26 protein-coding genes, 1 pseudogene and 1 other annotated feature are annotated in these 26,212 nt (G+C 55.8%); of the genes and pseudogenes, 1 reads left to right on the forward strand and 26 read right to left on the reverse strand.

Annotated elements, in window-relative coordinates:
• Window positions 1–203: 203 nt before the first annotated feature.
• A complete protein-coding gene (locus ACVX3G_RS14600; RefSeq protein ID WP_021321690.1) occupies window positions 204–1,943 on the forward strand; it encodes an Rqc2 family fibronectin-binding protein in 1,740 nt (579 codons plus the stop codon).
• A gap of 204 nt (window positions 1,944–2,147) precedes the next feature.
• Here ACVX3G_RS14600 and ACVX3G_RS14605 read toward each other — a convergent pair whose 3' ends face one another.
• The 26 genes and pseudogenes from ACVX3G_RS14605 to sigG all read right to left on the reverse strand — a co-directional run bounded on the left by ACVX3G_RS14605 (window position 2,148) and on the right by sigG (window position 26,182).
• Window positions 2,148–2,711 (reverse strand): Uma2 family endonuclease, encoded by a 564-nt coding sequence (locus tag ACVX3G_RS14605; RefSeq protein ID WP_014195408.1) that lies wholly within the window; start codon window positions 2,709–2,711, stop codon window positions 2,148–2,150.
• A 65-nt stretch (window positions 2,712–2,776) separates the two neighbouring features.
• A complete protein-coding gene (locus tag ACVX3G_RS14610; RefSeq protein WP_014195407.1) occupies window positions 2,777–2,998 on the reverse strand; it encodes a PIN domain-containing protein in 222 nt (73 codons plus the stop codon).
• Window positions 2,986–3,129, reverse strand: coding sequence for a PIN domain-containing protein (locus ACVX3G_RS14615; RefSeq protein WP_021321689.1), 144 nt, complete (start codon window positions 3,127–3,129; stop codon window positions 2,986–2,988). The genes ACVX3G_RS14610 and ACVX3G_RS14615 overlap by 13 nt, the downstream gene beginning before the upstream one ends.
• Before the next feature lie 81 nt (window positions 3,130–3,210).
• A complete protein-coding gene (locus ACVX3G_RS14620) occupies window positions 3,211–3,357 on the reverse strand; it encodes a hypothetical protein (RefSeq protein ID WP_287465270.1) in 147 nt (48 codons plus the stop codon).
• A gap of 234 nt (window positions 3,358–3,591) precedes the next feature.
• On the reverse strand, window positions 3,592–4,089 hold the full coding sequence (locus ACVX3G_RS14625) for an RHS repeat domain-containing protein (protein ID WP_190304882.1): 498 nt from the start codon (window positions 4,087–4,089) through the stop codon (window positions 3,592–3,594).
• 153 nt (window positions 4,090–4,242) lie between these two features.
• A complete protein-coding gene (gene pyrE, locus ACVX3G_RS14630; protein ID WP_014195405.1) occupies window positions 4,243–4,866 on the reverse strand; it encodes an orotate phosphoribosyltransferase in 624 nt (207 codons plus the stop codon).
• A gap of 374 nt (window positions 4,867–5,240) precedes the next feature.
• Window positions 5,241–5,984, reverse strand: coding sequence for an orotidine-5'-phosphate decarboxylase (gene pyrF / locus ACVX3G_RS14635; RefSeq protein WP_014195404.1), 744 nt, complete (start codon window positions 5,982–5,984; stop codon window positions 5,241–5,243).
• Entirely contained in the window at window positions 5,956–6,897 is a 942-nt protein-coding gene (locus ACVX3G_RS14640) for a dihydroorotate dehydrogenase (protein ID WP_014195403.1), read from the reverse strand. Before ACVX3G_RS14640 ends, pyrF begins: the two co-directional genes overlap by 29 nt.
• Entirely contained in the window at window positions 6,894–7,667 is a 774-nt protein-coding gene (locus tag ACVX3G_RS14645; protein WP_014195402.1) for a dihydroorotate dehydrogenase electron transfer subunit, read from the reverse strand. Before ACVX3G_RS14645 ends, ACVX3G_RS14640 begins: the two co-directional genes overlap by 4 nt.
• Window positions 7,664–10,861: a carbamoyl-phosphate synthase large subunit gene (gene carB, locus ACVX3G_RS14650; RefSeq protein ID WP_014195401.1), complete on the reverse strand. Its 3,198-nt coding sequence runs from the start codon at window positions 10,859–10,861 to the stop codon at window positions 7,664–7,666. Before carB ends, ACVX3G_RS14645 begins: the two co-directional genes overlap by 4 nt.
• A complete protein-coding gene (locus ACVX3G_RS14655; RefSeq protein ID WP_014195400.1) occupies window positions 10,854–11,948 on the reverse strand; it encodes a carbamoyl phosphate synthase small subunit in 1,095 nt (364 codons plus the stop codon). The genes carB and ACVX3G_RS14655 overlap by 8 nt, the downstream gene beginning before the upstream one ends.
• A 1-nt stretch (window position 11,949) precedes the next feature.
• Window positions 11,950–13,236: a dihydroorotase gene (locus ACVX3G_RS14660; RefSeq protein ID WP_020278155.1), complete on the reverse strand. Its 1,287-nt coding sequence runs from the start codon at window positions 13,234–13,236 to the stop codon at window positions 11,950–11,952.
• Window positions 13,199–14,125 (reverse strand): aspartate carbamoyltransferase catalytic subunit, encoded by a 927-nt coding sequence (locus tag ACVX3G_RS14665; RefSeq protein WP_021321521.1) that lies wholly within the window; start codon window positions 14,123–14,125, stop codon window positions 13,199–13,201. The genes ACVX3G_RS14660 and ACVX3G_RS14665 overlap by 38 nt, the downstream gene beginning before the upstream one ends.
• 169 nt (window positions 14,126–14,294) lie before the next feature.
• Window positions 14,295–15,593, reverse strand: coding sequence for a solute carrier family 23 protein (locus tag ACVX3G_RS14670; protein WP_011230648.1), 1,299 nt, complete (start codon window positions 15,591–15,593; stop codon window positions 14,295–14,297).
• A gap of 158 nt (window positions 15,594–15,751) precedes the next feature.
• Complete coding sequence (gene pyrR / locus ACVX3G_RS14675) at window positions 15,752–16,291, reverse strand: bifunctional pyr operon transcriptional regulator/uracil phosphoribosyltransferase PyrR (protein ID WP_011230647.1); 540 nt, start codon at window positions 16,289–16,291, stop codon at window positions 15,752–15,754.
• Between the two features lie 184 nt (window positions 16,292–16,475).
• The gene (locus ACVX3G_RS14680) at window positions 16,476–17,390 is read right to left on the reverse strand and encodes an RluA family pseudouridine synthase (protein ID WP_011230646.1); all 915 of its coding nucleotides are present in this window, start codon (window positions 17,388–17,390) and stop codon (window positions 16,476–16,478) included.
• The gene (lspA, locus tag ACVX3G_RS14685; RefSeq protein ID WP_080997780.1) at window positions 17,391–17,882 is read right to left on the reverse strand and encodes a signal peptidase II; all 492 of its coding nucleotides are present in this window, start codon (window positions 17,880–17,882) and stop codon (window positions 17,391–17,393) included.
• 85 nt (window positions 17,883–17,967) lie between these two features.
• Window positions 17,968–20,743: pseudogene (gene ileS / locus ACVX3G_RS14690) on the reverse strand (isoleucine--tRNA ligase).
• A 53-nt stretch (window positions 20,744–20,796) separates the two neighbouring features.
• Window positions 20,797–21,017: a binding site (T-box leader), on the reverse strand.
• A gap of 97 nt (window positions 21,018–21,114) precedes the next feature.
• Window positions 21,115–21,627: a DivIVA domain-containing protein gene (locus ACVX3G_RS14695; protein ID WP_011230635.1), complete on the reverse strand. Its 513-nt coding sequence runs from the start codon at window positions 21,625–21,627 to the stop codon at window positions 21,115–21,117.
• 78 nt (window positions 21,628–21,705) lie between these two features.
• A complete protein-coding gene (locus ACVX3G_RS14700) occupies window positions 21,706–22,479 on the reverse strand; it encodes a YlmH family RNA-binding protein (protein WP_021321516.1) in 774 nt (257 codons plus the stop codon).
• 122 nt (window positions 22,480–22,601) lie between these two features.
• The gene (locus ACVX3G_RS14705) at window positions 22,602–22,874 is read right to left on the reverse strand and encodes a YggT family protein (protein ID WP_011230633.1); all 273 of its coding nucleotides are present in this window, start codon (window positions 22,872–22,874) and stop codon (window positions 22,602–22,604) included.
• 3 nt (window positions 22,875–22,877) lie between these two features.
• Window positions 22,878–23,306, reverse strand: a complete 429-nt coding sequence (locus ACVX3G_RS14710; protein WP_011230632.1) for a cell division protein SepF — start codon at window positions 23,304–23,306, stop codon at window positions 22,878–22,880.
• 13 nt (window positions 23,307–23,319) lie between these two features.
• Window positions 23,320–23,994, reverse strand: coding sequence for a YggS family pyridoxal phosphate-dependent enzyme (locus ACVX3G_RS14715; protein WP_014195381.1), 675 nt, complete (start codon window positions 23,992–23,994; stop codon window positions 23,320–23,322).
• Window positions 23,991–24,815, reverse strand: a complete 825-nt coding sequence (gene pgeF / locus ACVX3G_RS14720) for a peptidoglycan editing factor PgeF (RefSeq protein WP_011230630.1) — start codon at window positions 24,813–24,815, stop codon at window positions 23,991–23,993. The genes ACVX3G_RS14715 and pgeF overlap by 4 nt, the downstream gene beginning before the upstream one ends.
• 247 nt (window positions 24,816–25,062) lie before the next feature.
• The gene (locus tag ACVX3G_RS14725; RefSeq protein WP_025039063.1) at window positions 25,063–25,305 is read right to left on the reverse strand and encodes a YlmC/YmxH family sporulation protein; all 243 of its coding nucleotides are present in this window, start codon (window positions 25,303–25,305) and stop codon (window positions 25,063–25,065) included.
• 97 nt (window positions 25,306–25,402) lie between these two features.
• A complete protein-coding gene (gene sigG, locus ACVX3G_RS14730) occupies window positions 25,403–26,182 on the reverse strand; it encodes an RNA polymerase sporulation sigma factor SigG (RefSeq protein WP_011230628.1) in 780 nt (259 codons plus the stop codon).
• Window positions 26,183–26,212 lie beyond the last annotated feature (30 nt).

The raw sequence follows: 26,212 nt of genomic DNA on the forward strand, positions 1-26,212 counted from the left end.
ATAAGGAGTCGTGGGGCCCTTTGCCACGCCATCTCCCCCATAAGGGAAAAAATCGTGTCAAAAAAGCGGGCCTCCCCATTTTATGCAACATGTTCGTCGGGCATCTTCGTCCGTCTTCAGGTAATATTCAAAGAAATGTTCAAAACGGCGGGTCGTATGGTAAGATCGAAATAGCAAACAAACGAAATAGAAAGGTGTTTTCCATGTCCTTTGACGGAGTGTTTACGTACGCCATTGTCGGTGAACTCGAAGAGGCGCTTGCGGGCGGGCGGATCACGAAAATCCACCAGCCGTCGGCGTATGAGATCGTGCTGCTTGTGCGCGCCCGGGGCCATAACCATAAAGTGATGCTGTCGGCGCATCCGACGTACGCCCGCGTCCATTTGACAAACGAAACGTACAACAACCCATCCGAGCCGCCGATGTTTTGCATGCGGCTGCGCAAACAGTTGGAAGGAAGCGTCATCGAAGCGGTCCGCCAAGTCGATTTTGACCGCATCATCGTCATGGACACAAAAGGCCGCGACGAACTCGGCGACGTGCAGACAAAGCGGCTCATCATTGAAGTGATGGGCCGCCATAGCAACATCATCCTCGTTGATGCATCGACCGACACGATCATCGACAGCTTGAAACATTTGCCGCCGTCGGTCAACCGCTACCGGACGGTGCTTCCCGGGCATCCGTACGTCGCCCCACCGACGCACGGCAAGCTGAACCCGCTTGAGGCGACGGAAGAAATGGTGCTGAAAAAAATCGACTTTCACGCCGGCAAGCTCGCCCATCAGCTTGTTTCCGCCTTCAGCGGCATTTCGCCGCTATTTGCCAATGAGGCGGTGTTCCGCGCTGGACTCGCCAACCGGACGACGCTGCCGAAAAGCTTCCTCGCACTCATCGATGACGTTCGGCACCGCCGCTTTGCCCCGATGATGTACACGAACGGGGAAAAAGAATGGTTTTACGTTTTGCCGCTTAAGCACTTAAAAATCGAAGGCCAACCGTTTGCGAGTGCAAGCGAGCTATTGGACCGCTTTTATTTCGGCAAGGCCGAGCGCGACCGCGTCAAGCAGCAAGCTCATGACATCGAGCGTCTCATGGCGAACGAAAAGGCGAAAAACGAGAAAAAGCTCCTAAAGCTCGAACAGACGCTCGAAGAAGCAAAGAAAGCCGACGTTTATCGACTGTACGGCGAACTGCTCACCGCCCATTTGTACGCCATAAAGCGCGGCATGACGGAAATCGAGGTCGCAAACTACTACGACGAAAACGGAGGCACCATCACCATTCCGCTCGACCCGCAAAAATCGCCGTCCGAGAACGCGCAACAGTACTTTCAAAAATACCAAAAAGCGAAAAACTCGTTCGCCGTCGTTCAAGAACAAATCGAGCGGACGAAAGAAGACATCGCCTATTGCGACACGATTTTAAGCCAGCTTGAAACCGCCTCGCCGAAAGATGTCGAGGAAATCCGCGACGAGCTCATTGAACAAGGCTATTTGCGCCCGCGCGCGGCGAAAGGAGCAAAAAAGCGCAAACCAACCGCACCCGAGCTTGACCGCTACGTCGCAAGCGACGGCACGGAAATACTCGTTGGCAAAAACAACAAACAAAACGATTATCTCACGACAAAGCTGGCCCATAAGGACGATGTTTGGCTGCATGTGAAAAACATTCCCGGCTCGCACGTCGTCATCCGGAACAAGCAGCCGTCTGACGAGACGCTCTTGGAAGCGGCGAATCTTGCCGCCTACTTCAGCAAGGCCCGCCACTCCGGCTCCGTGCCTGTCGACTACACGCGCATCCGCTATGTAAAAAAACCGAGCGGCGCCAAGCCGGGATTTGTCATTTACGAAAACGAGCAAACGCTCTACGTCACACCGGATGAAGAACTCGTCCGCACCATGAAACAGAGGCAAAAAGAACAAGCGGCGAAACCATCGTAAACGCGCCCCAATGGCCGCCCAACACGGCATCGGGCGATCCGCGCGAACTCCCGCAAACCGAAACGGTCTAGTGCCGCATAAAAGACAGCGGGCTGTCTGTAAGACCAGCTGCATTGGCCTTACGGACAGCCCGCTTTGCAAACTTGTCGAGTCAACCACAAGCCGCCATCACGAATGCAACTCCATGCACGTCTGCCATCCGTCTCAACGAAACATATCCTCAAGAGCCACTTGAAGCCCAGGAAAGCATGCCGACTGCACCACACCCGTTCCCGCTTTCACATCCGCCTGCTCATACAGTCCTTCCTCGTTCAGCGTATAGACGGTAATCGCCTCTTTCATCGGATTGACGATCCAATACTCTTTCACATCGTACGCCATATACAAATTGAATTTGGTCACTAAATCGTGCGCCTGGTTGGAAGGGCTCAAGATCTCAACGATAAGAGTAGGCACGCCGACATACTTCGTTTCCGTAAACCCTTTTGAATCGCAAATAACGCTTAAATCCGGAATGACGACTTTGCGATCGGGAAACTTGTCGCTAGCCAGTTCAATATCGGTCGGCGCCGCAAACACGTTGCACGGCTTCCCACGAAAATAAAGGCCCAATTCGGTATGAAGGTTGCTCGAAACAAGCTGATGCTTGATGCTTGGCGACGGAGCCATATACACAGCGCCATCAATATATTCAAGCCACTCATCGCTTTGTTCCCGCAACGCCCAATATTGCTCGTACGACACATTGGAAAACCGAGGCAAGGACATCGGCATCTTCTCCTTTGTCGCTTACATATTCCCCAAAAGAAGAACGCAACAGCCGTAATGGCCGGCTATTCCTCAAGCATCTTATCCAGCTTCTTATCAAAAGTATACACTTGATATCCCTTCACTTTGTTATAGGCGTATAAAAGGGTATCGACAAAGTCCAAGCGCCTTTTGCCAAACAGAGCAAGCGCCTCCTCTACGACCTCGATATCATCCACCTCGATATTATCGTATTTGAGCAATTCTAAAAGAATATCGCTGATCTCGTCATTTTTTACGTTGTACACTTTTTCAAGAACATTACTTCTCTTAGCAACAATACTTTGTTATCTTCAATAATCGTTGCGGCTTTGCCCGACAACTCATCATGGTCATTAAGCAGATATCTTAAAATAATATTCGCATCAATGATTTTCATATTGATCCACCACAGCTTTAGACCAAGCATCGCTTTCTCGGGCTTGCAAAGTCTCATTTTTATATTTGGACAGAGCCCCTCTTAGATTCCTTTTTTTGGCTGTTCCAAATCTTCTTTATCCGCATAAGGAAGAATAATGACTTCCACTTTTCTATTTTTTAATGATTGAGGCAAATCGATGATCTTTTCTAAGTCATTGCTGTTTTTGATTACTCTTACAAAATCCATAACGTTTTCACTCCTTTCAAGGAAGATGGATCCTTTTAAACATATTATACCCGTTCATTGTACATCATGAGATGAAAATTCACTTTACGATCTATATAGACTCCCATGACAAAAAGATTTCGTCACCATCGAAGGGATGAAAATGCCGCTATGTCGAACTCTGAAACCTTGCACATTTTGAAGTTCGGGTATTTTCAGGATAGAAAAACTTTTTTAACGTCAGATATCCCTTCTTCAATCATACGTGTACTCTTTCTTGTTTCCTTTCTTATCGTACTCGCTTAACAAGTTTCCTACGGCATCATAATTCTTTTTCGCCACATAGCCTTCTTCATCCACTTCTTCCGTGACATCATTTCCGCTGGCATCGTATTTGTTTTTCGTCACCACGTTTCCTTCCATGAGCCGGATCGCGTCAAACCATACCGTTCCCGTGTAATTGCCGCGGAAGACAGCGGATATGTCGATTTTATCAATTGGCTTGGAAGGTTGAATCGAAACGGCGGCACGGTTCCAATCTTGATTGCCAGCAGGGAAATCCGCAGGTGTGAGTAAAATATTTGTAGGTGAAATGGAGAATGCGAATGGTTGCTTGTGATGATGATCGTGACCACTAAGCGAAATGCTGTAAATGATCATTTTATTTGAATGCCAAGCCACCCGTTTTTTCTGTGAACATAACCATCCACGAATGGTTATGTTCATGCTTGGTGGTGAGCGAAACTTGCTCATGTTCAGAAAACCCACGAAATATTGACGACATTAGACGCTGTCGCACTCCGTTTTTCCCCATGGAATGACGCCGATGGCGAGTGAGTCATCTCCCCGCTTCGTCCATGACAAAAGCGCGAACCATCCTTTGGTCCGCGCTCCTCTTTTCCTCTTTTAGCTCCCCCACTCCTCCGGATTCTCCCGCCATTGCCGCAATGTCGCCAGATCGTGTTCGCTGACGGCGCCAAGGCGGACGGCCGTTTCGATGAGGGTGTTGTAGTCCGTAAGCGTGTAGGCAGGCAAATTCTCTGCGGCAAACGCCTGTTTCGCTTTTTCGAGCCCGTATGTGAAAATGGCGGCGACGCCCAGCACCTCGCAGCCTGCCTCTTTCAAGGCGCGGACGGCCGCAAGCGAGCTGCCGCCCGTCGAGATCAAGTCTTCGATGACGACGACGCGCTGGCCCGGTTCGGCTTGGCCTTCGATTTGTTTTCCTTTGCCGTGTGCTTTCGCCTGGCTGCGGACGTAGCACATCGGCAGCTCAAGCCGCTCGCTCACCCAGGCGGCGTGCGGGATGCCGGCGGTCGCCGTGCCGGCGATGAGGTCCGCTTTAGGGAAATGGGTGCGGATGAGTTCGGCGAGGCCGTCGGCGATCAGGCGGCGCACGCCGGGGTAAGCGAGCGTCAGGCGGTTGTCGCAATAAATCGGCGATTTCAAGCCCGAGGACCAGGTAAACGGTTCATTCGGCTGCAGGGCGACCGCCCCGATTTGAAGCAGTTTGGCGGCGATGTCGTGTTTCATCCTATTTCGCGCAGGAGACTCCCACTTCAACGACCAAAGGGAGTAAGTGGGAGAGGAATGCGCGTTCCCCCCTTTCTTTTGTGTATGATATAATAAAGGCGTGGAGAAAACCGTTCAATAAAGGCACTCCAATCACGGCTACTCGATGTATGGAGTTGGTTACAGGAAACGTTGTAACCGTAAAACATCGAGCGTAGGTCCGTCTGTTGTGTGTGGAAGCCAAGTACTGCCAACAGACACACCGAGAGAATCGGTAACGATGCAGGCATGACCTGCGTCGTTGGGTAGTCGTCAACCTGCCCCCTGATGCAACCCCAAGTCAAGGAAGGAGGACGAAGTCCGTTTGCACTTCTGGGGAGTTGCAAGCCCCCACTTCAAGCGTTAGCTAAGTGGGGGTAGTTGACTCTCTCTCCTCCGTTCCATTCGTGTTGCAGGCGGGCATACGCCCCGAGCGGATCGGCGGCGCGGGTGAGGCTGCGGCCGACGACGATGTAGTCAGAACCAAGCGCACGCGCTTTCCTTGGGGTGACGACGCGCACTTGGTCGTGCGCCGCATCATCAGCAAAGCGGATACCCGGGGTGACGGCAAGGAACGAGGCGCCGCACCGTTCTTTGATGAACGCCGCTTCGTTCGCTGAACAGACGACGCCGTCAAGGCCGCTCTCTTTCGCCAAGGCGGCGTAATGGGCGACTGTTTCCGCAAGCGGGCGGGAAATCCACAGCTCCTCATGAAGCATTCGCTCGTCCGTGCTTGTCAGCTGGGTGACAGCGATGCAGCGCGGCCGCATTCTTCCGCTTGGCGTGCCGGCGTCAAGCCCCTCGATCGCCGCTTCCATCATGCGCCGGCCGCCGGCGGCGTGGACGTTCACCAAATCGGCGCCGACACGGGCGAGCCCTTTCATCGCCTGTTTCACCGTATTTGGGATGTCATGCAGTTTTAAGTCTAAAAAGACGGCATGTCCTTGTTCTTTGAGAAACGCGACGATGGCTGGACCTTCCTGATAGTACAGCTCCATGCCGACTTTGACGAACAGCGGCGTTCCGGCAAACGGCCGCAAAAACCGCTCCACCTCTTGTTTTGATGGGAAATCAAGCGCGACAATGAACGGCGTGTGCACCGGTCTTCCAGCTCCTTCCTATGCATTCGGAAATGTGGCCGATCCCGAGGTCGTCCAACAGCGCCGGCAGGTCGGCGATGATCGTCGGGCAGACGAACGGATCGACGAAGTTGGCCGTGCCGACCGCAACCGCGCTCGCGCCGGCGTAGAAAAACTCGAGCACGTCTTCCGCCGTTTGAATGCCGCCCATGCCGATGATCGGAATCGACACCGCCTGGCTCACTTCATAAATCATGCGGATGGCGATCGGTTTCACCGCCGGGCCGGATAAGCCCCCGGTGCCGTTGGCCAAAATCGGCCGGCCTGTTTTCACGTCGATGCGCATGCCAACGAGCGTGTTGATCATCGTCAGGCCGTCAGCACCCGCTTGTTCAATGGCTTTCGCCATCGCGACGATGTCCGTAACGTTAGGCGACAGCTTCACATACACGGGGACAGCCGCCACTTCTTTGACAAGCCGCGTCAGTTCCGCGGCCACGTCCGGCACGGTGCCGAACGCAATCCCGCCTTTTTTCACGTTTGGGCAGGAAATGTTGAGCTCTAACGCATGGACATTGGGCGCTTTGGAAATCGCTTCGGCTACCTCGACGTACTCTTCCACCGTCGAGCCAGCGATGTTGGCGATGATCGGTACGTCAAACTGTTCAAGCCACGGCAGTTCTTCTTCGAGCACTTTGTCAAGGCCGGGGTTTTGCAGGCCGATGGCGTTTAACATCCCGCCCGGCGTTTCTGCCACCCTTGGTGTCGGGTTGCCAAAGCGCGGCTCTTTTGTCGTCGCCTTGATCATAATGGCGCCTAACACGCTTAAATCGTAAAACCGGGCGTACTCGCGGCCAAATCCAAAACAGCCGGACGCCGGCATGATCGGGTTTTTGAGCGAAAGACCCGGCAGTTCGACCGCAAGCCGGTTCATAGCACCACCTCCCCGGCCCGAAACACCGGGCCGTCGCTGCATACTTTTTTATACGCCGTCTCGCTCCCTGGCACATGGCAGACGCAGGCGAAACACGCCCCGACGCCGCAGCCCATCCGCTCCTCGAGCGACAAGTACACCGGCCGGTTCGGAAACCGTTCCGCAAGCGCCCGAAGCATCGGCTTCGGACCGCAGGCGTACAAGACGTCAAACTCGAGCGAGCGCGCTTCGATCACATCGGTGACGCGCCCGGCCGTTCCGTGCGAGCCGTCATCGGTCGCGACATGCGTCTCGCCGAACGCGGCAAATTCCTCTTCGTAAAAGACCGCCGCTTTCGTTTGAAACCCGAGCACGCTCACCACTTTGACGCCGCGCTTTGTGAGCTGTTTCGCCAGTTCATAGAGCGGCGGGACGCCGATGCCGCCGCCGACTAGCAGCGCCCGGCTGCCCGCCGGCGCGGCCTCGAGCGGAAAGCCGTTGCCGAGCGGGCCGAGCACATCGACCGTGTCGCCCGGCTGTTTTTGCGCCAACAGCGCCGTGCCTTTCCCTTCCTGGCGGTAAATGATCGTGCATTGCCCCTGCTTGTGGTCGATATGGCAAAGGCTGAGCGGGCGGCGCAGGAGCGGATCGGCGGATGCGGCCACTTTCACATGAACGAACTGGCCCGGTTGGCGCATCTCTTGCACGAGGCGGCCTGAAAGCGTCAATTCATACGTCCGCTCGGCGATCAACCGCTGGCTTGCGACCGTCATTCGTTCGCGGCCGATCATGACCGCACCAGCCCTTCCGTCATCGCCGTCGTTGAAAACGTCATCGATTCGAGCACTTGCAGCATCGCCCGGGCCGTATCGAGCGACGTCAAGCACGGGATGCCGTTTTCGACCGCTTCGCGGCGGATGCGGAAGCCGTCGCTTTCCGGCTGCTTTCCTTTCGTCAGCGTGTTGATGACGACTTGCGCCTTCCCTTGGCGGATGACATCCAAAATGTTCGGTGACGCCGAGTGGATTTTATTGACGACCGTCACCGGAATGCCGGCCGCTTTCAACGTTTCCGCCGTGCCGTTCGTCGCCAACAGCTGGTAGCCGATGTCGGCAAAGCGGCGCGCCAGCTCGACCGCTTCTTCTTTGTCTTTGTCGGCCACCGTCAACAGCACCGCCCCATGCGGCTGGATATGGATGCCCGAGGCGACAAGCCCCTTATAGAGCGCTTTTTCAAACGTCACGTCCTTGCCGATCACTTCGCCGGTCGATTTCATTTCCGGGCCGAGCGAAATGTCGACGTTGCGCAATTTCGCAAACGAGAACACCGGCACTTTCACGTACACGCCAGGGCGCACCGGGCAGACGCCCGTCTCATAGCCCATCTCGGCGAGCTTCGTCCCTAAAATGGCTTTCGTGGCGAGATTCGCCATCGGCACGCCGGTGATTTTGCTTAAAAACGGCACCGTGCGGCTTGAGCGCGGGTTCACTTCCAAGACGTAGACATCGCTTCCCGAGACGACAAACTGAATGTTCAACAGCCCGACAATATGCAGCCCGCGCGCCAGTCGGATCGTGTAATCCGCGATCTTGTCGATCACTTCCGCGCTTAATGTCTGGGGCGGGTAGACGGCAATCGAATCGCCGGAATGGACGCCGGCCCGCTCGATATGTTCCATGATCCCGGGGATGACGACCGTCTCGCCGTCGGCGATGGCATCGACTTCGACTTCCTTGCCAGTGATGTAGCGGTCGACAAGCACTGGGTGCTGTGGATTGACGCGCACGGCGTGTTCCATGTAATGAAGCAGCTCGCCGCGATTGTACACGATTTCCATCGCCCGGCCGCCGAGCACGTACGAAGGACGGACGAGCACCGGGTAGCCGATTTCTTCGGCGATGGCGACCGCTTCTTCGACCGAAACGGCGGTTTTGCCGGCCGGTTTGGGAATGCCGAGTTCCGAGAGCGCCTGTTCAAATTTGTCGCGGTCTTCGGCGCGGTCCAAATCCTCAAGCGTTGTCCCAAGCAAGCGGACGCCGCGCGCCTCGAGTTCCGCCGCCAAGTTGATGGCCGTCTGACCGCCGAATTGGACGATGACGCCGATCGGCTGCTCGAGGTCGATGACATGCATCACGTCTTCGGCCGTCAGCGGCTCGAAATACAGTTTGTCCGACGTGCTGAAGTCGGTCGAGACCGTTTCCGGGTTGTTGTTGATGATGATCGCCTCATAGCCGGCCTGCTTAATGGCCCAGACGCAATGGACGGTCGCATAGTCAAATTCGATCCCTTGGCCGATGCGGATCGGGCCGGAGCCAAGCACGATGACGCTCGGTTTTTCCGTCACGATCGATTCGTTTTCTTCCTCGTACGTGCTGTAGTAGTACGGCGTTTCCGACGTGAATTCGGCTGCGCACGTATCGACCATTTTGTACACCGGCATGATGCCTCGTTGGCGGCGCAGCGCGTAAATGTCGCGCTCCGTTTTGTTCCATAACGCCGCTATCGCCGCATCGGAGAAGCCGAGCCCCTTCGCTTTTTTTAACACGTCAAGGTCGCCCGGGTGGTTTTTCAAGACCGTTTCCATCTCAATAATGTTTTGAATCTTATGCAGGAAAAAGCGGTCGATTTGGCTCCATTCATGCAGCGTCTCCACCGTCACCCCGCGGCGGAGCGCCTCGGCGATGTAAAAGAGCCGTTCATCGCCCGCCTTGCGGATCCGTTTTTCCATCACGTCGTCGGCGGCCGTTTTCGCCTCGTTCAATTCCAGATGATGCACCCCGATCTCGAGCGAACGAACGGCTTTTAACAGTGATTCTTCGAACGTCCGGCCGATCGCCATCACTTCGCCGGTCGCTTTCATTTGCGTGCCAAGGCGGCGGTTCGCCGATTCAAATTTGTCAAACGGAAAGCGCGGAATTTTCGTCACCACATAGTCGAGCGCCGGCTCGAAGCAGGCGTACGTTTTCCCGGTAACCGGGTTGATCATTTCATCAAGCGTCAACCCGACGGCGATTTTCGCCGCCAGTTTCGCGATCGGATACCCCGTTGCTTTGGACGCCAACGCCGACGAGCGGCTGACGCGCGGGTTCACTTCAATGACGTAATAGCGGAAGCTGTCCGGGTCAAGCGCCAGCTGGACGTTGCAGCCGCCTTCGATGCCAAGCGCGCGGATGATCTTAAGCGACGCGTTGCGGAGCAGCTGGTACTCGCGGTCGCTTAACGTCTGGCTCGGGGCGACGACGATCGAGTCACCCGTATGAATGCCGACCGGATCGATGTTTTCCATGTTGCAGACGACAATCGCGTTGTCGTTGGCGTCGCGCATCACTTCGTATTCAATCTCCTTGTAGCCGGCGATGCTCCGTTCAAGCAAGCATTGGTGCACCGGACTCAGCTTCAGGCCGGTTGACACAATCTCGACAAGCTCTTCTTCGTTCGTGCAAATGCCGCCGCCCGTGCCGCCGAGCGTGAACGCGGGGCGGACGATGACCGGATAGCCGATTTGTTCGACAAACGCATACGCCTCTTCCAGGCTGTGAATAATCGCGCTTTCCGGCACCGGCTCGCCAAGCTCGTTCATGAGGGCGCGGAACTGTTCGCGGTCTTCCGCCTTTTCGATCGCCTCGAGCTTCGTGCCGAGAATTTCCACGCCGCACTCTTCAAGCACGCCGGCCTTGGCGAGCTCAACCGCCAAGTTGAGGCCCGTTTGGCCGCCAAGCGTCGGCAAAATCGCGTCCGGCCGCTCTTTGCGGATGATGCGGGCGACAAAATCGAGCGTCAGCGGCTCCATATAGACTTTATCGGCGATTTCCGTATCGGTCATGATCGTCGCCGGGTTTGAGTTCACCAGAATGACTTTGTATCCTTCTTCTTTTAGGGCTAAGCACGCTTGCGTCCCTGCGTAGTCGAACTCGGCCGCCTGGCCGATGACGATCGGCCCCGAGCCGATGACTAAAATCGTTTCAATGTCGCGGCGCTTAGGCATGGATGACTTCTCCTTTCTTGTTGAACTCGCGGATGAGCGCCAAAAACTCGTCAAACAGCGGATTGGCATCTTCTGGCCCCGGCGACGCTTCCGGATGATACTGCACCGTAAACGCCGGGAAATCGAGATGGCGCAGCCCTTCGACTGTGCCGTCATTTAAGGCGATATGCGTCACCTCAAGCCGGGTGCCAGAAAGCGACTCGTGCGTGACGGTATAGCCATGGTTTTGCGACGTGATGGCGACTTTGCCGGTGCGCAAGTCTTTGACCGGATGGTTCGAGCCGCGATGGCCGAATTTCATTTTCTCCGTATTCCCGCCGCACGCCAACGCGAACAGCTGATGGCCGAGGCAGATGCCAAAGAGCGGCACTTTGCCGAGAATCCCGCGGATCATCTCGATCGCTTCCGGCACGTCTTTCGGGTCGCCCGGTCCATTGGAAAGCATGACCCCATCCGGATGCCAGCCGAGCACCTCTTCAGCGGTGGCGTTGTACGGCAAGACGATCACATCGCAGTTTCGCTTGTTCAGTTCGCGCAAAATGCCGTGTTTCATCCCGAAATCAATCAAGACGATGCGCTCACCGCGCCCCGGGCTCGGGTAGGCGCTTTTCGTTGAGACGCGCCGCACTTGGTCGCGCGGCCACTCCATCGCCCGCAGCTTGGCTGCTGCTTCCACCGGATCGACATCTAGCCCACAGATCATCCCTTTTAACGTTCCGTATTGGCGGATAAGGCGCGTCAGTTTGCGCGTGTCGATGCCGGAAAGGCCAGGGATGCCTTTTTCTTTCAAATACTCGTCCAACGTCAGTTCTCCGCGCCAGTTGGACGGCTTCACGCACGCTTCTTTGACGATGAATCCGTGCACGTACGGGCGGATCGCTTCAAAGTCGTCGCGGTTAATGCCGTAGTTGCCGATCAATGGATACGTCATCGTCACAATTTGCCCGCAATACGACGGGTCGGTCAAAATTTCTTGATACCCGGTCATGCCGGTGTTAAAGACGACTTCCCCGGTCGTCTCTTTCAAGCTGCCAAACGCTTCGCCGACAAAAAACGAGCCGTCTTCCAAGATCAGTTGCCGTTTCATGTTACTCTCTCCCTTTCTCCCATACGAGTGTACCGCCGACAAACGTCATCACCGGCCAGCCTTGGCACACCCAGCCGGCAAACGGCGTATTTTTCCCTTTGGACGCAAACGTCTCGGGATCAATCGCTTCTTCTGTTTCCAAATCAATGACCGCAATATCCGCCGGCGCCCCGACGGCAAGCCGCCCGGCCTTGAGGCCGAAACATTGCGCCGGCTTGATCGTCAGCCAATCGACAAGCTGCTTTAATGTAAACACGCCTGTTTTGACGAAATGGGTATATAAGAGCGGAAACGCCGTTTCGAGCCCAACGATGCCAAACGGCGCCGCCTCGATGCCTTTCGCTTTTTCCGCAGCCGTATGCGGCGCGTGGTCCGTGGCGATAAAATCGATCGTGCCGTCGAGCAGCCCTTCCATGAGCGCTTCACGGTCCGCGCGGCTGCGCAGCGGCGGGTTCATTTTGTAGTTCGCATCAAGCCCTGGAATATCCTCATCGCACAAGAGCAGATGGTGCGGCGTCACTTCGGCGGTGACGCGGATGCCGGCCCGCTTCGCGTCGCGGACGACGCGCACCGATTCTTTCGTGCTGATATGGCAGACGTGATAATGGCATCCGGCTGCCTCGGCAAGCAAGACGTCGCGGGCGATGTGCACCGCCTCGCAGACGGATGGAATGCCGCGAAGTCCATAGCGCCGGGCGAACTCGCCGTCATGCACCGCTCCGCCGTTTGTCAGCGTGTCGTCCTCGCAATGGGCAACGATCGCCATATCGAGCGCCGCCGCCTGTTTCATCGCTTCAAACATCATCCCGGCCGACTGGACGCCGACGCCGTCATCGGTAAAGGCGAACGCCCCTGCTTCTTTTAGCGCCGCAAAATCGGTCAGCTCCTCCCCTTTTTGCCCAATCGTGATCGCCGCGTACGGAAGCACGTTGACGCGCGCCGTTTCGCGGATGCGGGCTTGCAGCCATTCCATCTGCTCTTTCCGATCCGGCGCTGGGTTCGTGTTCGGCATGGCAGCAACCGTCGTAAATCCGCCTTTCGCCGCGGCGAGCGTGCCCGTTTCAATCGTTTCTTTCGCTTCGCCGCCCGGTTCGCGCAAATGAACGTGCAAGTCGATCAGGCCAGGAACGATGAGACGGCCGCCAACGTCGATAACGTCCTCCTCATTCGCTTCCAGCGGCTGTTCATAGAGGATCGCTGCAATGGTTCCGTGTTCGATTTTGATATGTGTCCGCATCAATTCCCCATCTTTATTGAACGACATGCCATTTTTCAGCCATACGCCCATGCTCCATTCTCCCTTCCATTGCCCGTTTTAAGACAGCCATCCGGACGTAGACGCCGTTTTCCATTTGTTTAAAAATGCGCGATGCCTTCGCTTCGACAAGTTCGCTTGCGATTTCGACCCCGCGGTTGACCGGCGCCGGGTGCAAGATGATGGCGCCCGATTTCATCCGCCGCGCCCGCTCAAGCGTCAGCCCGTACCGCGCATGGTACTCTTCTTTTGTCAGCCCCATCGTTTCCGCATGGCGTTCATGTTGGATGCGCAAAAGCATCACGACATCGGCGCGGGCGATGGCCTCGTCGACTTCGACGTACGTCCCGTACGGATTCGTTTCATCTTTCCACTCTTCCGGTCCGGAAAACAGGACGTTTGCCCCCAGCCTTGTCAACACTTCCGCATTGGAGCGGGCGACGCGGCTATGACGGATGTCGCCGATGATCGCCACCGTCAAGCCAGTGAAGGCGCCAAACTCTTGGCGGATCGTCAATAAATCCAAGAGCGACTGGGTCGGATGGTGCCCGCAGCCGTCGCCGGCGTTGATGATCGGAATGCCGACCGCATGGCGGAGCGCTTCGAAATACGCATCTTCGTGATGGCGGATGACAACCGCATCGACGCCGATCGCCTCAAGCGTCCGTACGGTATCGTACAGCGTCTCCCCTTTTTGCACGCTCGAGCGTTCCGGGTCAAATGGAATGACATGAAGCCCAAGCTTCCGTTCCGCCATCTCGAAGCTGCATTTCGTGCGCGTGCTCGGTTCGAAAAACAAGTTGGCGACGTACATCGGCGCCGCCGGGCGCCAGATGCGCCCGCTGCGGAACGCTTCCGCTTCATCGAGCAAACGGTGGATTTCATCAAGCGGCAGTTCACTTAATGCGAAAAGATGGGTCATCGGTCTCGCTCCTTTTCGTTTTTTCGCGAAAAAAAACACCTTGCCGGCCAGGCAAGGTGTGACGATCGGCGCATGGCAGAGCCGAAGAAGGTGCACTCCGGCCCTGGATGCGCCTGTTTTCACACCTTTTTAAGCCTCGCGGGACTTAATTAAAAGGTGCTTTCTCCTATTAGGCGACATGGTCGCTCTGGTTTTCTTCAAATAGGTTTTCCGCGGCTTGCGGACGCCCCGGCAAAATCAAGTTGAGGAGGACGCCGACAATGGCCGAGAGCGCCATCCCGGTAATTTGGAAGCTGTCGCTGATTTTCAGCACCGCTCCGCCGATGCCGATGACCAAGATGACCGAGGCGATGACTAAATTGCGCGTCTGGCCGAAATCGACGCGGCTGTCGATCAACATGCGCAGTCCGGACGAGGCGATGATGCCAAACAGCAAGATCGACACACCGCCCATGACCGGCGTCGGAATCGAGCTGATCAGCGCCGTGATTTTGCCGACGAAGCCGAAAGCGATCGCGATGACCGCCGCGCCGGCCAGCACGTAGACACTGTAGACGCGGGTGATCGCCAGCACACCGATGTTTTCCCCGTACGTCGTTTTCGGCGGACCGCCAAGCAAGGCGGAGATCATCGTCGCCGTTCCGTCCCCTAAAATCGAGCGGTGCAGCCCCGGTTTTTGAATGAGGTCGCGGCCGACGACTTTGCTTAAGACGAGCTGGTGGCCGATATGCTCGGACAAGGTGACGATCGCCACCGGCACCATGAGCATCACGATCTCCCATGTGACGCGCACCGGATAATCGGCAAACGGGATCAAGAAATCCGGCCATTCGAACCATTTCGCCGCCGCCACTTTCGACAAATCGACGAGCCCGACCGCCAACGCGTAGAGATAGCCGACGACAATGCCGACAAGCACCGGAATCAAGCTCAACATGCCGCGCGCGAGCACGGAGCAGACGATCGTGGCCGCGAGCGTCACGAGCGCCACCGAGAAATGGAGCAAGCTGTATTTGCCGTCCGGGCCGTTCATCGCCATCCCGACCGCCGTCCCGGCCAAGCCGAGGCCGATGACGATGATGACCGGGCCGACCACAACCGGCGGCAACAGTTTCATCACCCAGCGGTAGCCGGCTTTTTTAATGATGAGGGCGACAACCCCGTACACCAATCCGGCGAGGAAGCTGCCGATCATGGCCGCTCCCGGGCCGCCAGCCGTTTTCGCCGCGATGATCGGCGCAATGTAGGCGAACGACGAGCCAAGATACGCCGGCACTTGCCATTTCGTAATGAGCAAAAACGCCAATGTTCCAAGCCCGCTTGTGAGCAAGGCGATCGACGGATCTAAGCCGACTAAGTACGGCACTAAAATCGTCGCCCCGAACATGGCGAATAAATGCTGAAGGCTTAAGGTGATCCATTGCCCAACAGTCGGGCGGTCTTGAATGTCCAACACCGGTTTGTTCATCTTTCGTCACTCCTTTGATCAAATGAGCGAGGCTTGCTTTCTAGTGTGCACAAAAAAATCCCTCTTTGCCCGCGAAGACGCAAAGAGGGTGCAGAAACAGCCGAAACGATTCCGCCCCTTTTGCAGCCTCACGGGACTGCGCTTAAAAGGGTGCTTCGCTATTTTTCATGAATGGAGACTTGATCGATGCCGTCCACTTCCGAAAGCTCCACGACGATCAGTTCCGAACGAGAGGTCGGCACGTTTTTGCCGACGAAATCAGCGCGGATCGGGAGTTCCCTGTGGCCGCGGTCAACAAGCACGGCGAGCTGGATGCGCGCCGGGCGGCCCAAATCCATGACCGCATCCATCGCCGCCCGCACCGTCCGGCCGGTGAAGAGCACGTCATCAACTAAAATGACATTCCGCTCGGTCACCGGAAACGGCACATTCGTTCCTTTCACAAGCGGTTCATGGTCGTCCGTCTTCACGGTCAAATCGTCGCGGTACAAGGTGATGTCAAGCTCACCGACGGGAACGGACGCCCCTTCAATTTGCTCGATCCGCTCCGCCAAGCGGCGCGCCAAGTAAATGCCGCGCGTTTTAATTCCGACAAGCACGCAGCCGTCAATGCCTTTGTTTCGTTCGATGATTTCGTGGGCGATGCGCGTCAAAGCGCGGCGAATCGCCTGTTCGTCCATCACGACCGCCTTTTGCATACAAGCCACCTCCGTTGGCACAAAAAATCCCCCGCCTGTGAAGCGGGGGATGGCGCGCTTATCACCAAACAAGATGGGCATACATCGCCCTTCTTTGTCATTCCGACCCCTTTTCAGCCTCACAGGACTGAACTTAAAGGTTCCTGTTCACCTGTTTTCATTGTAAAGGGGGCGTGTTCGTTTGTCAATCGTTTTTTCGCAGCCAGTCAAGCAGCTCGGCAAACTCCGGCGGCAACGGCGCTTCGAATTCCAAATACTCGCCGCTTCTCGGATGACGGAAGCCGAGCACCCCGGCGTGAAGCGCCTGGCCGTCGATGGCGAGCGTTTTTTTCGGCCCGTATTGCGGGTCGCCAGCGAGCGGATAGCCGATGTATTTCATATGGACGCGAATTTGGTGCGTCCGCCCCGTTTCCAGCTGGCACTCCACATACGTATAATGGCGAAACCGCTCGAGCACGCGGAAATGGGTGACGGCTTCCTTGCCGTTTTCCTCGGTGACGGCCATTTTCTTTCGATCGCGCTTGTCGCGGCCGATCGGCGCGTCGATCGTCCCGTAATCGTGTGGAATGACGCCGTGGACGATCGCCTTGTAGCGGCGCGTCACCGTTTTGTTCACAAGCTGCTCGACGAGCGAGCGGTGGGCGGCGTCGTTTTTCGCCACCATCAATAGTCCTGATGTGTCTTTGTCAATCCGATGGACGATGCCGGGGCGAAGCACGCCGTTGATCCCAGACAGGTCGCGGCAATGGGCGAGAAGCGCGTTGACAAGCGTGCCGCGCATATGCCCGGGCGCCGGATGGACGACCATGCCGCGCGGTTTGTTGACGACAAGGACATCCTCATCCTCATAATAAATGTCCAGCGGAATCGGCTCCGGCTCGACATGAAGCGGCTCCGGCTCCGGCGGTGAGACGGCGACCGAGTCGCCCGCCTCGCATTTGTAGTTCGCCTTCACCGTTTGGCCGTTCACGGTCACAAGCCCGTTTTTGATCCATTGCTGCACTTGTGAACGCGACCATTCCTCATTTAACGCCGCGATCACTTTATCAATTCGTTCGCCGTCATATTCGTCTTCAATGTGAAATGTGATCGTGTCCATCTACTCATTCCCTTTCTCTGGTGTCGCGAAAAAAAACATATGGACAAACAGCAAGATGACGCCGACCGTCAGCGCCGAGTCAGCCACGTTGAACACCGGAAAACTGTACGTGCCGATGTACGCGTGGATGAAATCGACCACTTCCTTGCGAAAGACGCGGTCGAGAAAATTGCCAATCGCCCCACCGAGCATCAGCCCAAGCCCTACGCCCGCCAGGCGTTCAGAAGGCTTCAGGCGGCGGATGTAGATCACGATCGCCGCCACGACAATAACCGTAATCAAATAAAAGAGCCAAAACTGCCCTTCCAGCATGCCCCACGCCGCGCCGCGATTGCGGTGCGACGTAATATAGAGCACATTGTCAATGATCGGGATGCTTTCCCCAAGCCGCATATAGCGGACGACAAGCCATTTCGTCCATTGATCGAGGATGACGACCGCCGCCGCAATCCAATAGTATGCCACCGTGCCAAGTCCCCCTGTCCTTCTCATTCATCCTTTTTGCATTGTAGCATAATTCGCCATGGCAAACAAATGAAGCGGCAAGGCTACCTTGGGGCAGCCTTGCCGCTTTTCGTTATGCGGAATAATGTTCGTTCACAATGTGCGCGCAGCGCGGGCAAAGCGTCGGGTGGGACGGATCTTGTCCGACAGCTGGAGTCACCGTCCAGCACCGCTCGCACGTCTCGCCTTCCGCCGGGCGGACGATGACGGCCACGTGGTCGAGCCGCTCGGCTTCGGCCGGCGCGGCGTCATACGGCTCATCGGCGATCGAAAAGGCGGAAACGATGAGAAGCTGGCGCAAGTCGGCATCAAGCGACGCCAATAGCTTCCGCGCCTCGTCTTTCGGGTAGACGATGACGCTGGCCGTCAGCGATTTGCCGATCACTTTTTCATTGCGTGCGTTCTCGAGCGCTTTTAACATGTCATCGCGCACGTCCATAAACGCATCCCATTTCGCCAGCAGCGCTTCTTCGCCGTCGATCGCGATCGGCTCCGGCATATCGGTGAGCTGGACGCTTTCGACGTTTTCTCTTCGATTCGGGATATGCTCCCACACTTCATCGGCGGTATGCGGCAAAATCGGCGCGATGAGCTTCGCCAACGCGACGACCGTTTCATAGAGCACCGTCTGCACGGCGCGGCGGGCGCGCGAGTCGGCCGCTTCGATGTACAAAATGTCTTTCGCCATATCCAAGTAAAACGCGCTCAGCTCGACGGTGCAGAAATGGTTCATCTCATGGTAAACCGCGGCGAAATCGTAGCTGTCATAGGCCTTTTTCACTTTGGCGATCAGCTTGTTCAACTTCGCCAGCATATAGCGGTCGACTTCGCCAAGCTCCCCAACCGGCACGGCGTTTTGGTTCGGATCGAAATCGAACAAGTTGCCGAGCATAAACCGGAACGTGTTGCGGATTTTCCGGTACACTTCCGACACTTGTTTTAAAATATGGTCGGAGATGCGCACGTCCGCTTGGTAGTCAACCGAAGCGACCCAAAGGCGCAAAATGTCGGCGCCAAACTGTTCCATCACTTTCGCCGGCACGACGACGTTGCCGAGCGACTTGCTCATTTTTCCGCCCTTCGCCGTCCAAGACAAAGCCGTGGCTCAACACGCCTTTATACGGCGCTTTGCCGGTGACGGCAACGGCGGTGGACAGCGATGAGTTGAACCAGCCGCGGTATTGGTCGGAGCCTTCCAAGTACAAATCAGCCGGACGCACGAGATCGTCGCGTTCGACCAACACGGCTTGGTGCGACGAACCGGAGTCAAACCAGACATCCATAATGTCCGTTTCTTTCGTAAAGATGCCGTTCGGGCTCGACGGATGGGTGAATCCTTCCGGCAGCAAGTCTTTCGCCTCGCGCTCAAACCAGACGTTCGACCCGTATTGGCGGAACAAGTTCGACACATGCTCAATCGTCTCATCGGTGATGATCGGTTCACCGTTTTCGCCGTAAAAGACCGGAATCGGCACCCCCCAGGCGCGTTGGCGGGAAATGCACCAGTCGCCGCGGTCGCGCACCATGTTGTGGATGCGGATTTCCCCCCACTCCGGAATCCATTTCGTTTCCTTAATCGCTTGAAGCAGCTCGTTGCGGATTTTATCGATCGACGCAAACCATTGCGTTGTCGCCCGGAAAATCGTCGGCTGCTTTGTCCGCCAGTCGTGCGGATACGAGTGGGTGATAAACCCAAGCTTCAACAAAGCGCCGACTTCCTCAAGCTTCTGTGTAATCGCCTTGTTGGCGTCTTCGTAAAACATCCCGGCAAATCCCGGCGCTTCCTCGGTCATGTAGCCGCGTTCATCAACCGGACAAAGGACCGGAAGCCCATATTTTTGCCCAACGAGAAAGTCGTCTTCCCCGTGGCCCGGCGCCGTATGGACGCAGCCCGTACCGGCGTCGGTCGTGACGTGTTCGCCGCACACAACAAGCGAGTCGCGCTCATAAAACGGATGTCTCGCCACGACGTATTCAAGCTCTTTTCCTTTGACCGTTTTGACGACCGACCATGCGTCCCAACCGATTTCTTTCGCCACCGATTCCGCCAAGGCGGCAGCGACGACATACCGTTTTCCGCTGACATCGACAACATGGTAATCCAAATCCGGATGAACCGCGATCGCCAAGTTCGCCGGAATCGTCCACGGCGTCGTCGTCCAAATGACGATTCGCTCATCGCCCTCAAGCACGCCTTTGCCGTTTTTCACCGGGAAGGCGACATAAATCGACGGCGAGCGCTTGTCTTTATATTCGATTTCCGCTTCGGCGAGCGCCGATTCGCTTGACGGCGACCAATAGACCGGCTTCAACCCTTTGTAGATGAGCCCTTTTTTCGCCATTTCGCCAAACACTTTAATTTGCTGGGCTTCGTACTCCGGTTTGAGCGTAATGTATGGGTTGTCCCAGTCGCCGCGCACACCGAGCCGCTTGAATTGCCGGCGCTGGTTGTCGATTTGTTCATACGCATATTGCTCGCACCGCTTGCGGAACTCGGCGACGCTCATCGATTTGCGGTCAACTCCTTGCTTGGCAAGGGCCGTTTCGATCGGCAAGCCGTGCGTATCCCAGCCCGGCACGTATGGGGCGCAATAGCCGCTCATGGATTTGTAGCGGACGATGATATCTTTTAAAATTTTGTTCAGCGCATGACCCATATGAATGTCGCCGTTGGCATACGGCGGGCCGTCATGCAGAACAAACAGCGGCCGTCCTTTCGTCCGCTCCTGCACTTTCCGGTAAATGTCCATTTCCTCCCATTTTTTTTGCATTTCCGGCTCCCGCTTCGGCAAGTTGCCGCGCATCGGGAAGTCGGTCTTCGGCATGAGCAGCGTTTCTTTGTAATCCATCCTTGCTCCTCCTTCGAACGATAGATTCCAAATAAAAAACCGTTCTCCCCCCGGCAAGGGACGAGAACGGTCTCGCGGTACCACCCTTCTTGGCCATGCAAACGACGCACAGCCCTCTTTTCATTCGTAACGGGAATGACGCGCCATGGCCTACTTGATGTTCGGCATGGAACTCCAGGGTGATGTTCACTCTTGCGCCGATGCCAGGCTTCCACCATCCCCGGCTCGCTGCGACCGGTCGTACAAGAGCTACTGTCCCTTTCATCGTCGATGGCTATTTCGCTATTCATCCTGAAAAAAGCCAACCGCCTCCCACGGCGGCTGATGCGGCGATTTTTGCCAATTATTATAACCGAAACGTCTTCGGTTCGTCAAGGCTGTGACAGCGGTTCTCTCGCCCCTTCTTCCAAATCCGGCGCCTCATACTCCATCAACTCGTCCCAATCGCGGCTGTTGATCATATCGAGCTGGGCCTCGACAAGCATGCGGAAACGGGCGCGGAACACTTTCGACTGCCGCTTCAGCTCCTCGATCTCGAGGGCGATTTTCCGCGATTTCGCTAATGCATCGCTGATGATGCGCTCGGCGTTTTTTTCCGCCTCTTTAATGATCAGCTTCGCCTCTTTTTGCGCATTCCGCTTCACTTCTTCCGCTGCTTCCTGTGCAACAAGAATCGACTTATTGAGCGTCTCTTCAATGTTCGCAAAGTAGTTCAGCTTTTCCGTCAGTTCGGCCACTTTTTCTTCCAGCTGCTTTTTTTCACGGATGAGCATTTCATAGTCTTTAATGACTTGATCGAGAAACTCGTTCACTTCGTCTTCATCGTACCCACGAAACCCGCGGCTGAATTCCTTGTTGTGAATATCCAATGGCGTCAACGGCACAACGGCCACCTCCGTCTCCATCATTCCTTTTCTTCACTTTCATTCGACATGGTTTGCCGATTTCCTGCCGTCATTTGCTTATTTTTGTCGGCCAATCTGAACGAGCCAGCGCTCTTTTTTCGTCGGCCCTTCCACCGAAAACAGCTTGCAGCGGCCAAAACCGCGCGCCGACAGGACATCGCCCGGTCCGCAGAGGAAATCCGGCTTGTCCACCACCTTCCAGTTGACTTTGACAAGCCCGCTTTCAACAAGCGCACGCGCTTTCTCGCGCGCAAGGCGAAACGCCTGAGCGAGCACAGCATCGAGCCTTAGAGAAGACACCGTGACCGTTCCTTCCTCCCACGTTTCGGCAAGCGGCATGGCTGCCGACAACGGAAGCGGCTCAAGCGCAACCGGAGCTTTGCCGATCGTTTCGACATGCAAGCGGACGTAGTCGGCGACTTCAGCAGCAACAAAAAACTGAATTTCCCCATCCCGAATGAGAATATCGCCAAACTTGCCGCGCCGCAAGCCAAGCGACATCAGCGCCCCCAACACGTCGCGATGTTCAAGGGAAACGAATTTCGCCGGATAGCGGACGGCAAACAGTACAATGCCATAATCCTCTTCCTCAGGGTCGATATACGGCGGAGCGAGAAACACCCGCTTCCGCTCGACAAACGGGGCGCCGCCGAAAAAGAACGCGCGCACATCTTCCGCACCGCCGGCGATGCTTTGCACGATTTGCTGCTCGCGCGGATCGAGAAAATCGGTCAGCTTCGGAGCGTACTGACGGCTCACCATCTCCTTCCACTCGAGCACTTGATCAATGAACGGATGTTCCTCTTTGCGAAAATGCTGATACAGCTCCACTCGACGTCACCTTGCTTTCATGGAAGAAAGGAACCCACAACGGATTCCTCTCTGCGAGTTTCGCCCTTCCGCCTTTTTGCCTGCCGGGCGGAGAGCGGCGGCGCCGTGCGCGCAAAACGAAGTTAAAACTGCGACTGAAGAATGTCGAACAGGGCGTGAAGCCCTCTCGTCGCGAATTCAAGAACGATAAACGCGACGATTGGGGAGACGTCAATGATGCCAAGCGGCGGAATGACCCGCCGAAACGGCTCTAAATACGGCTCGCAAATAGCGGCCAACATCTGTCCGAACCGCGTTTCGCGCGCATTGGGAAACCATGACATTAAAATATAAATGATCAGCGCATACGAGTACACTTGAATCACTGTCGTCAAAAACGTGAGTACATAATCCAACAGCTACCACCTCTTCATCGGTCTGTCATCCTCGCCGTCGAGCGAAATCGAGCCGCTGACGTCGACGTTTTCCGGGGTGCATAAAAAAATTTTTGTGCCGACTTGCTGAATGTCGCCGCCAATGGCGTACACCGTGCCGCTTAAAAAGTCGACGATCCGCTTCGCCTGCTCATGCTGGATGCGCTGCAAGTTGACGATGACCGCGCGCCGGCTTTTCAAATGGTCGGCGATCTCCTGCGCCTCCGCATACACCCTCGGCTCAGCAAGCACGACTTTCGCCGATTTTTGCACGCTTTGCAGGCTGACGACGTTCGCCTTGCCTGCCGTCTTCGGCAGCGCCTCTTCTTCCGGCTGTGGCGCCTCATATTCTTCTTCATAGTCTTCGTAGTCTTCTTCTAAAAAATAATCACGGAATTTTTTCATCAATCCCATCCGGTTTCACCTCCTACAATGATCCAACAAGCGCGCTGCCTATGCGCACAAACGTCGCTCCTTCCTCGATGGCGATCGTGTAATCGTTTGACATGCCCATTGACAGTTCGGTGCATGGCGCATGGGCCATTCCCATCGCCTGAACGTGTTCCTTCAGCACTCGCAATCGGCGGAAGCAAGCGCGCAATACCGCTTCGTCGTCCGTGTGCGGCGCCATCGTCATCAATCCGACGACTTCGATGCGCGAAAAGGCGCGAAGTTGTTCAATAAACGGAATCGTTTCTTCGGGGGCGAGCCCGTGTTTGGTCACTTCCCCCGACACGTTCACTTGCACAAAACATTTTACTGGCCGCACCGCCCGTTTTTCAATTTCTTTCGCGAGCGACAAGCGGTCGAGTGAATGAATGTAATCGACTTTATCAATAATGTCTTTGACTTTGCGCGACTGAAGCGTCCCAATGAAATGCCACGTCGCTTGATTTCCGATCCGTGCATGCTTTTCAATCAATTGGTCGGAGCGGTTTTCGCCGAGGTCGGCAATGCCGGCGTCAAGCACCTCCATCGCCCGCTCGGCATCGACATATTTAGTGACCGCCACGATGCGCACGCCGGCCGGATCGCGGCCGACGCGAGCGCAGGCCGCCTCGATTTCTCGGCGAATGGCCGCCAAGTTGTCGCGCACCGTCATGCCGTCTCCTCCCTTCGGCCGATAAACGCCAACATCCTTCCAGTCGTTCCGCGGTCGCGGCGGTGGGAAAAAAACAACGCTTCCTCACAGCTTGTACAGCGTTCTGACACATAAATATGGCTGTTCGGAACGCCAGCCGCGATCAACTGAAGCCGATTGGCTTCCTTTAAGTCGAGCGCATATTGCCCTGGGCTTGTTTCCCGCCATGGCAACGGGCTTTCCGGAGGAAGCGTCGGGCGCAGACTGTCCACGACACGGTCGTCAACCGTATAACAGCACGGACCGATGGCAGGTCCGATGGCAACATAGATGTCGCTCGGCGCGATGTGTTCGCGCGTTTGCCAAAGCCGCACCATGTGACCAGCGATGCCGCCCGCCGTTCCCCGCCACCCGGCATGAGCAAGGCCGACTAACCCAGCAGATGGCGCCACAAAATAAATGGGCACACAATCGGCAAAACAAAGCGCGAGCAACACCTCCGCTTCGTCTGTATACAACCCGTCGACCCCTGGAACCGCCGTGGCGAAATCTTGCGCTCCGTTCCCCCGTTCGTTTTTCGTCACCTTCCGAATGTCGGCGCCATGCACTTGTTCACAACATACCCATCGCTCAAGCGGGAATGAGAGCCATTGCGCCAAACGCCCGCGGTTGGCGACAACAACCGTGCGATCGTCGCCGACGTGCAGCCCCATATTCAGCGAAGCGAACGGCCCTTTGCTCTCCCCGCCATGTTTCGTCGTCAATCCAGCGACGGCTCCAGCAAACGGAGGCGCACCGCAGCGGAGCCAGCCGCGGGCTTCTTGTTGAAAAATGTCCGGCATTCGCGTCAACCTCACGCTGTTTTTTGTAGTTTTTTATCACTTTTTTTCCTATTTTATCATAGTTTGTTTGTCCATGATAACCTTTATTTATGATTTTGTCGAAACATTGCCGCAGAAATTGTCCAACCCTTATTGCCGCCCGAAAACCGCGCTGGCGGCATAGCCGATCTGCCCACGAAAAGCGGAAAGGTCTGCAACATCGTCCTGCCGCGTTGCAAGCGACGGGGCCAATCGTTGCACCAGCCGTTTAATCGGAATCATGAAGGCGGACTAAAATAACATCGGCTCCGATTTTGACGATGTTCTGCCATGGAATGACGACCGCCTCTTCGCGGCCGAACAGCCCGAGCATCTTTCCGGCGCCTAAAATAATGAGTGAGCGGATTTTTCCAGTATCTAAATCAATATCAATGTCCCCAATATTGCCAAGCTTCTTCCCATTGGCTACATTGACGACATCTTTCGTCTGAAATTCGGAAATTCTCATCACGGTTTTTCTCCCCGCCTTTCCTCTCTCCCTCTTTTTCATCTATATGAAGCCAAATGTGCAGTTATGTGCCAAAGAAAAAGGCTGCACCTGCAGCCTGTCACACTTGGATGTTTTTATTCATTTGCCGGATCGCCGCTTTTTCGAGCCTCGACACTTGCGCTTGGGAAATGCCGATTTCCTCGGCCACTTCCATTTGCGTCTTTCCTTGGAAAAAGCGTTTGCGGATGATCATTTTTTCCCGCTCATTCAACCGCCGAAGCCCTTCCTTCAAGGCGATTTCTTCGATCCATTGGCTGTCGCGGTTGCGCTCATCGCTCAGCTGGTCCATCACATAAATCGGGTCGCCGCCGTCGTTGTAAATCGGCTCAAACAACGAAACAGGATCTTGAATGGCATCGAGGGCAAAAACCACTTCCTCATGGGCGACGCCGAGTTCTTTGGCAATTTCCTCGGTTGACGGTTCTTTCGCCGTCTCGCTCATGAGCCGCTCTCGCACTTGCAACGCTTTGTAGGCGATGTCGCGCAGCGAGCGCGAAACGCGGATCGGGTTGTTGTCGCGCAAATAGCGGCGGATTTCGCCGATGATCATCGGCACGGCGTAAGTGGAAAACTTCACGTTTTGATTGAGGTCAAAATTATCAATCGATTTCATAAGTCCGATGCAGCCGACTTGAAACAAATCATCGACAAATTCGCCTCGGTTGTTGAAGCGCTGAATGACGCTCAACACGAGGCGCAAGTTGCCGTTTACTAATTTTTCTCTTGCCTCCAAATCCCCCTCATGCATCCGTCGAAACAGTTCACGCATTTCCTCATTTTTGAGGACGGGAAGCTTCGAAGTGTCTACGCCGCAAATCTCGACTTTGTTCCTCGTCAAGTTGTTCCCTCCCATCAGGAGATGCTAAGT

The sequence above is a fragment of the Geobacillus sp. PLS 41 genome, assembly GCF_056494105.1.